General features: G+C 38.1%; 8 protein-coding genes and 1 pseudogene. 8 read left to right on the forward strand and 1 reads right to left on the reverse strand.

Annotated features, from left to right (window positions below; genetic code table 11):
* The first annotated feature begins 355 nt into the window (after positions 1–355).
* From K5677_RS02065 to K5677_RS02100, 8 genes are all read left to right on the forward strand, one after another.
* Positions 356–1,129 (forward strand): MBL fold metallo-hydrolase, encoded by a 774-nt coding sequence (locus K5677_RS02065; RefSeq protein WP_296724094.1) that lies wholly within the window; start codon positions 356–358, stop codon positions 1,127–1,129.
* Positions 1,130–1,185: 56 nt separating this feature from the next.
* Positions 1,186–1,635 (forward strand): LytTR family DNA-binding domain-containing protein, encoded by a 450-nt coding sequence (locus K5677_RS02070; RefSeq protein WP_295088677.1) that lies wholly within the window; start codon positions 1,186–1,188, stop codon positions 1,633–1,635.
* On the forward strand, positions 1,635–2,063 hold the full coding sequence (locus K5677_RS02075) for a DUF3021 family protein (RefSeq protein ID WP_296724097.1): 429 nt from the start codon (positions 1,635–1,637) through the stop codon (positions 2,061–2,063). The genes K5677_RS02070 and K5677_RS02075 overlap by 1 nt, the downstream gene beginning before the upstream one ends.
* Positions 2,064–2,122: 59 nt before the next feature.
* Positions 2,123–2,599, forward strand: coding sequence for a hypothetical protein (locus K5677_RS02080; protein WP_296724099.1), 477 nt, complete (start codon positions 2,123–2,125; stop codon positions 2,597–2,599).
* 51 nt (positions 2,600–2,650) lie between these two features.
* Entirely contained in the window at positions 2,651–4,216 is a 1,566-nt protein-coding gene (locus K5677_RS02085; protein WP_296724102.1) for a hypothetical protein, read from the forward strand.
* A 102-nt stretch (positions 4,217–4,318) separates the two neighbouring features.
* Positions 4,319–5,422: a hypothetical protein gene (locus K5677_RS02090; protein WP_296724103.1), complete on the forward strand. Its 1,104-nt coding sequence runs from the start codon at positions 4,319–4,321 to the stop codon at positions 5,420–5,422.
* 213 nt (positions 5,423–5,635) lie between these two features.
* A complete protein-coding gene (locus K5677_RS02095; protein ID WP_296724106.1) occupies positions 5,636–5,974 on the forward strand; it encodes a hypothetical protein in 339 nt (112 codons plus the stop codon).
* Between the two features lie 124 nt (positions 5,975–6,098).
* On the forward strand, positions 6,099–6,782 hold the full coding sequence (locus tag K5677_RS02100) for a metallophosphoesterase (protein WP_296724108.1): 684 nt from the start codon (positions 6,099–6,101) through the stop codon (positions 6,780–6,782).
* A gap of 47 nt (positions 6,783–6,829) precedes the next feature.
* On the opposite strand, the pseudogene K5677_RS02105 reads toward K5677_RS02100, so the two are convergent.
* Positions 6,830–7,125, reverse strand: a pseudogene (locus tag K5677_RS02105) (transposase); the annotation flags it as partial.

Genomic DNA, 7,125 nt, shown 5'->3' on the forward strand with positions numbered 1-7,125 from the left:
TCAACAACTGTTGTTTACAGGGATCTTACGGTTTTTCCGTGACCATATGCATATTATAGCTTCCGTTGAAAACGAAATCAACCGAAATCGGGTAAGTTGCATTTTCCAGAGGGTAAGTTGCTTTTTTCAAGGGGTAAGCTGCAAAGGAGATCATGTGAATTTGTTCGAAAACCTGACAGCTGTTCGTTATCAGTCAGTATGGTACAGGTAAGTTGCGTTTTTTAGGGGGTAAGTTGCATTGACAGCTGTTTTTGATATGTGTTATCATATATATTATGGATAAGCTGTGTGAATGATTGAATTTTACCGTGTAATATGATACAATGAAGAAAACATACGGCAAAGGAGCTTACTTATGAATGAAAAGATCAATATCATATGGTACGGTACAGCGTCGGTGCGTATAACCGCAGGAAGCTCTCAGCTGCTGATAGATCCTTTTTTTCCGTTCTCCGACAGCAGAGTAAAGATAGCAGCAGACGCTTATGATGATTGCAGCCATATCCTTGTTTCACACGGACATTTTGACCATATAAGCAGTATCAGGGATATCGTAAGAAATGATACCACTGTGTACTGCACGAAAGCTCCATACCATACCCTTTGCAGCAAGGGCGTCAATGAAAAAAATCTGCGCCTTATAAAGCCGCGCTCTTCCTTTTACGTGGGAGATATGCATATCACTGCATATAAGGGGAAGCATATCAGCTTAAATATGTGGAGTATTCTGAAAACTATATGCAGCAGGCGTGTCAGACATAATCTGAAAGGCATTAACGGAAAGCTGAAAAAGATAGTTTCCTGCCTTGAGAAAAAAGAGACTCTATGCTATGTTGTGGAGGTATACGGCAAACGTATACTCATACTCGGCAGCCTTGCGCTTGCAGACGACATAGATTACCCCACAGGCGTCGATCTTGCGTTTTTTCCGTATCAGGGCTCGCAAAAAATATGCGATATTGCTTTGCGTATATATGACAAGCTCAGACCTCAGGCTGTTCTGCTGACGCATTTTGACGACACTTTCCCACCGTTCAGTTCTGAAATTGATACATCAGATTTTGAAGAGCATATGAAACAACGTGCTAAGGTCTATAAGCTGCCGCATGGAGGCAGACTTGAGATCTAACATATAATCTGCAATACTTTATTTACACTATAAAACTACTAAAGCGGAGGCCGATCATGAAAATAATTATCGAATCCCCTCAGCCAAACGAGGAAGACGTTGTGATTGTAAGGTGCGCATCGCCGGATCAGCGTCTTATTTCCATGCTGCTTTCATTTAAAACTGTGAATACGGAACTTACAGGATATCTGAACGACAAGATTGCCCGTCTGAACTATCAGGACGTATACTATTTTGAATCCAATGAAAACCGAGTTTTTGCATATTGCAGTTCAGATGTCTATGAGGTCAAATATAAACTTTATGAACTGGAAGAGCTTTTCAATCCTCTGGATTTTGTACGTTGTTCCAAGTCGATGATAATAAATATGGAAAAGATAGAGTTCCTTTCGCCTCTTTTCAGCGGCAAGCTTGAAGCTCATCTGAAAAATGGTGAAAAAGTGCTTATATCAAGGCAATATGTACATAGTCTGAAGTCAAAGCTCGGTATTGAGGAGGGTGAATGATGGTAAAGGAATTTTTTATCTCATTATTACACTATTTTGTTGACATAACTACAGCTGTTATAATAGCTGCGGCGGTATATCTGACGTTCTCGGGACAGCAAATGGAGAGCGTTATACTCTGGCAGATCCTTTTAAGCGGTTTTATTACTGCTCTGCCCACAGCTGCACTTCTTTGTTTGGATCCTAAAAGCGTCAAAGTTTCAGCGATACTGTGGGTGGGACATTTCTTACTGATATTTTTCATTACAGTGATGCTGTTAAAAATGTTCGGCTGGTGCAGGATAACTCCAATGTCAGTATTCCTGACTTTTATTGCTGTTTTGTTTATATACTTATTTACCTGCGGCGTACATTACCTTGTAGCAAGGAAGCATACGGCATGGATGAATCAGCAGCTTAAAAATCGTTATTCAAAAGAAAAACAATGATGAATGTTCGAGCATAAGAAAATGAGCAAATATAAGTGAAATGGAATAGGTGATGAAATATGGATTATAAAATAAAACACGAAAATAAAATCATAATTTTCATTGAGCTTATTGCATTTTTGATTTTGATTATTATGATCTTCTTTGCCTCATCATTGCCTTTATGGAGTTTTTTTCTGGTTATTGCTGTAATGATCGCATATCCCTTTGTATACCTAACTGAAAGAGCTGTAGGCACTTCAGTAATCATTAGGGATGATGATATGATAATAAAGTATCCCATTGGAAAGAAAACTATTGCTTTTGATGAGATCGCTGACGTTCAGATCAAAAGATATAAAAGGCGCAGACATCATCATGAAGACTATCGTATGCGAATGACAATAAAACTAAAAGGCGGAAAAAAAACAACACTTAGTGATACGGCAGGAGCAATCAAAGGAGTTACAGGATTTTTACTCAGTACTCCTGAAGAGCTTCCCGATGAAGATGTCTCGCTATATAAGATATATCAGGAAATAAAAGCAAGATTATAATTTGATGGATTACGAACAGTTTATATGATTTAAAGAGGGGGACAAGGAATTATGGCCGCGTTCTTTTTACTATTGGTTGCTTGTATCGTATTCAGTTTTGCAGGTGTAGCTATAAAGGAAATGTACAAACCTGTCAAAAGACTTGAAGATCTTCTTTTGACAGCGTTTTTATTGCTCACATTAGCTGCACAGCTGTCAACGATATATTTTACCGCCAGAAGATCGGCATTTTTCTCGATGATAGAAATAATGGCATTTGACTACTACTGGTTTAACTTTGCGCCATATTATCCGCACAGCGATCCTGCCGGAAACGGTATGGCGCTGGGGTTCCGTAGCATTTTTAATACGGCAGCGTCTTTCCTTTTCGGATTGATATCTTTTTTTCTGATAAAGTTCTTGGTGTCCAGCGGTCATCATACTGGTCTGCATATAGTTTTGTTTTTTGCAGCGTGCATCGGCCTTTGCAATCTTTTTAATAACAGAAAGTCGTTTCTGTCAGGTGATTCTTTTGAAGAATCTGCAAGATGGGCCAAAATGAGTGAAGAAGATTACAGAAAATCCATGTTCAGAGAAGGTATGCTTGAAAAGCTCGACTCATGGGAAGCAAAGGAACTTGATGCAAGCCCGAAAGAGTTGGAGCACTGGGATGTCTACGGATGTAAGAGTATTAATGTCAGAACACATGGAAAGCTTAATTGTTTATTACTGGAGGGGCAGTTTGAATTTCCTACCGAAACAGCTGATATAACCCCGATTGGATTAATTTGCGGCTGTCTCGGATATACAAATGATGGAGATGCAAATGATACCTCATTCTTTGTGCCACAATATGTGAAACTGGCTTGGCATGATCTTTCTGAAGGAAAGACTTACAGGATATATACATCATTGCCAAAGGAACTTGACCACTATTTCGATGATACTGACCGTTTCTGGCTTGATAATATTGAATTCCGTATCCTGCCGCATGGCAAGGCCCTAATGTTTCATAACAGGCATAATCAGATACATAATATCATGATCGATTATCCTTTGCAGGGTGAAGTGACAAACGATTATGAGCAGAAATTTACTGATCTGATTTCTGAATATAATATAGATGAAAATAAGTTCATAGCAACGAAAACACCGTCTCTTGATACGATTAATGATTATCTGAAGCGTTTCAGATATCATCCGGTATTCTGCACTGAAAACGACAGCTTAAAAATCACAAAAACTATCTGCAATTTCTTCAACGGAGAAAAGATCTTATCTGACGGCGAGTGGAAAGAGAATATGGAACCGGCGAGAATAAAAGATGTTTTCATAAGATTCAAGAGTGAACAGAGCAAATACTCAGCCTTTATTTACTTTAACGAGGATGAGGTTTTAGAGGCTTTTCATGAGACTTATAATAAATGCGATGAATCTTTGCAAGGAGAATTACTTATCCAAGTTGGGGCGTTAGAAAACGATTTTTCATTTGCTTTAAAGCTTGGTGATAAATGCTATAATCTTAAAGCAACTGAAATAAGGCTTTATAAGAATAATGCAGACGACGAAGGTAAGCTCGTGTTTAAAAACTATAAAGGCAATCATAAAAACTTGTTAACTGGTCTTGAGATTCGGTAAGCTTATTTGTATTGATTGGCTTTTCCACAATCTTGCTATAGCCTTGGCGCAGCAGAAGCTTAAGACTTACTGTGCTTATGTGATAAAGGAGGAGGAAATAATATGGCAAACTTTTTTAAACTGGCAGGTTATGATTATGACGCCCCCCGTGGTTCTGTCACAATCAGATCTGAGGACGATGGCATTCGTCTTTTTGTAGATGTGTATGCAAACACTAAAAATGAAGAAATAGACTATGAGTGTCGTGATGTAGGTATAGAGCAAGTTAATGGCATATTTTTGAAGGTGAAAAGCCTTCAGGAACTTGTAGGTAGAAAACTAGTCTGGGAAGATTTCGAAAATGAGTACGGCGATGCAGGCGTTCTCAATGTTATCGAATGCGAATGGATCCGCAACGCAGAATTTATTATTGAGAGTATCAATGACGGTATCATGACAGTATATTGGAAGGGCATCGGAGATATCTGCTGGAGTTCACCATTCAATGTTAATGTTCCTTTTGAAACGAGAGTAACTATTCCGCTGCCCGATTCTGCTCTTTCTGCAAGCATAAGAGACGATTCTCTGAATATTTATCTTGAAGATGGAGAGATAAAAATACAGGGAACCATTAATCTTGGCTATATAGGTTTATTTAAGAATGCACAGATTGAAATAGAAGACTCTTTAGAAGATATAAGAAAATGGAACATAGTAGAGGAACATCTTGATCCAGACTGCTCGGAGAATGACCTTATTGATTTCTTGAATACTTACTATAATAAACTTGTCCAAAAAATAGAAGAGAATATTGATAATATAAATGGAACGTTTTTACTACAAGTTCTTACAGATATGGATAACTGCGAAACGAATTTCATGGTGATAGATGGATTATTTGATGAAGATAAACTTATTTATGGCAATGAAGAGGATATTGCCGAGATTTACAATCCTGTGAGGACAGGATTGCACACCCTTTCCGCGTACCTTGAGACACCTAATGACGGTAGTATTCCTAAAGGACATATAGAGAGTGTTCTCAGATCCTTTTATCCGATGTTTGATTTTGATTGTTTAATTGAAAATATTGTTTCCGAATATATCAGATTACGTGACAGAGAGATATCTTTTCAATGTTCGGACAAGTTCGATTGTGCAATTCTGCGTGGCGCAAGTGCAGTTTTGAATGAAGAACTTACCTTATTGGATTGGCATAATAATTAAACAGATGTCTATTCACATTTCGATTCTGATTGTCACACATTACTTGAATTATTTCTCCAGATGCAATAATACAGAGCATGGTATTAAAAAATGCAAGTGGAAGAATTCATCATATCCGACAAAGAGAGAGCTGATTATTCGGTAATTATAGCTCTTGTATAGTTTTGAGAATAATGGTAACATATCACCAACTATAAAAGAAACGAGTGTGATATGATGCAAAAATTAATAGATCAGGAGAAAACGGGACAGTATATAAGGCATCTGTGTGACCATGCAGGAATAAAGGTAACAGAGCTACAGAAAATACTTATGCTTGATAGCTATCAGTCAATATATCATTGGTTCTGGGGGAAATCACTTCCGACTGTTGATAAGTTTTATGTACTTGCTTGTACTTTGCACCTGCCTATAGAAGGACTCTTAATCTTACAAGGCGGTTGTGTATCAGAAGACCATATTGCCGATATTATTAAATGGGTTGCAGGAAAATCAAAAAATTCTGAAAAGCTGAGAGATGTATATATATCCTGCCTGGACATAGTGATATAGTAATAATCCTCTGTAAACGGCGTATTTTGATATAATGCCGTTTTTAATTTTTAAACCACGGATTTAGTGACAAACGTATATATATGTGGTATAATAAGGAATATCAGAAGGCAGGTGAGATACTATGATGTATATAACAGGAGATATACATGGCTCTTTTGAGCCTATATTCGACCTTGTAGAGAAATACGAACCTAAAGAGGATGATATAATAGTTATTCTCGGAGATGTGGGCGTAAACTATACAGGAAGATTACGGGATAAATTTATAAAAGAAGAAATGAACAATATCGGAGTTACATTCTTTTGTATTCACGGTAACCATGAGAACCGTCCCCAGAATATAGCTTCATATCAGGAAAAGAACTGGAACGGCGGACGTGTCCTCTATGAGGAGGAGTATCCGAATATACTGTTTCCTGTAGACGGAGACATATTTGAGCTTGAAGGCAATAAGTGCCTAGTTATAGGCGGCGCATACAGCGTTGATAAGTTCTATCGCCTGAGAAACGGATATAATTGGTGGCCGGACGAGCAGCCGTCGCCGACAATAAAGGAATACGTTGAGAAGCAGATAAAGAAAAATAAAATAGACGTAGTGTTTTCTCATACGTGCCCGTATAAATATATCCCCACAGAGTGCTTCCTTTCAGGAATAGATCAGTCAAAAGTAGATAACAGAACAGAACAATGGCTTGATACCATAGAAGAAGCAATAGAATATAAGGCGTGGTATCTCGGCCATTGGCATACTGATAAACGTATTGATAAAATGCACTTCCTGTTTCATGGCGTTGAAACGCTATAAGAATAAAAAGGAGATTATAACTTGACAATAATAGAAATAAGAGGCGGTATGATCTGTCCCTCGCTGCGGACATGATAGTGTATAGCGTCGAGAAATACAACTGCGTATACGCTTTCAAGCGGTCTCTGCTGCCATTCCTTCGCTACAGGGAGCACTTTATCAGTGATACGGCTGACGGTAGTATCTGAGATTTCCAGACCGTAAATATCACGGATATGATCCTCAATATCTGATGTAGACATACCTTTTGCATACATGGAGATGATCTTGTTCTCCATATCCTGGGATATGCTTGTCTGATTCTTAGGCAGTATCTTAGGCTCAAATTCACCATTTCTGTCAC

The organism is Ruminococcus sp. (assembly GCF_024684275.1).